Here is a 1,175-nt window from a genome sequence, read left to right as displayed (position 1 = left end):
AATCCATTTTATATTTTCAGGGCTAAATAAAGGCTCAATATTTTGCCAAATCGGATGAAAACCATAACCACCATGTTTCATCTCAGCCAAGGCATCAGCGGTAGACCAGTTTTGAAAAATAATGCGGTACATCGCCACGCTGGCGCCTGTGCGGTCTGAACCATGGTAGCAATGCAGTAAAACTTTTTGCTGATTTTGCTCTGCATGTTGAATTTTCTGCATCACCTTTAATAAATCGTCTCGGTTAATCGCCCATGTATGAATTGGGATATGCACCAGTTCAAACCCTTGGTTGGACAGTTTTTTTAGGTCTTGATTGCGCGAGCGTAAATTAATAATCACGTCAATTTGCTGTGCTTTTAAACTTGGAACTAAATCTTGATCGGGTTGCTCACTCCGAAAAACAGTTTCGCTGATTTGATAGAAGTTATGCGCAGGTTGGATCGACTGTCCCCAGTGTTGTGGGCGCTCTGTCTCTGGCAGCGCAGGTGTAGTCATACAGCCAGAAATACTGACACACAGAGAAAGCATAACAAGGTATTTGGTCATAGGATCAGGCTCTGATGGTATGAGAGTTCAACAGGGTCATGCGCACAAAAGATTTCGATACTGGGTTCAGACTGTGCCAATTGTTGAATTTTATGCAGGTTGCTTAAACGCTGTGAATTATCTTCGGCAAAAAATACTTCCAAGGCATTTAAGCTGCGAAGTTTGTTTTGAGGGTTGAGTTCTAAGTGAGAGTAGTAGGCATCACCGCAGAAGAGTTTCCAACCCTGTTGGGTTTTAATGGCAATGCCACAGTGACCTTCAGTATGCCCAAACAGCGGAATCAAAAGAATCTCATTATGAAATAAGTCAAACCCTTGCACTTGAGTCAAATTAAACCATGCGTCACCGTGGATCGGCTCAATAAAGTGCCAATGGCGATGCTGCTGAAATTGTTGTGTTTTATAGCGCGCTTTATTTTTTAATGATTTCAGGTTTTGTGCAGCATTATATTCGTTAGACAGAATATGCACCGTTGCGTTGGGAAAGTCAGAAATGCCACCTGCATGGTCAAAATCCAGATGTGAAACCAAAATATGTTTAACATCTTTCGGGCTAAAGCCAAGTTTTTGGATTTGTGCAATTGCAGTTAATTCTAAGTTTTGTTCAATTTTTCCAATCCGAGCCAC

Annotated in this window: 2 protein-coding genes; both read right to left on the bottom strand. The window is 41.6% G+C overall.

Translation table 11 applies throughout. The annotated features are described in order from the left end of the window. On the bottom strand, positions 1–549 hold a 549-nt coding region (locus tag B4F08_RS08525), incomplete at its 3' end, for a dual specificity protein phosphatase family protein (RefSeq protein ID WP_291374135.1). Next, a partial coding sequence (locus B4F08_RS08520) for an MBL fold metallo-hydrolase (RefSeq protein ID WP_291374134.1) occupies positions 546–1,175 on the bottom strand: 630 nt, incomplete at its 5' end. The genes B4F08_RS08525 and B4F08_RS08520, both read right to left, overlap by 4 nt.

This window comes from Acinetobacter sp. UBA6720 (genome assembly GCF_002454215.1).
Lineage (GTDB): Bacteria > Pseudomonadota > Gammaproteobacteria > Pseudomonadales > Moraxellaceae > Acinetobacter.
Note: the sequence above shows the minus strand (reverse complement) of the source record. Positions and strands in the feature narration are given on the sequence as shown.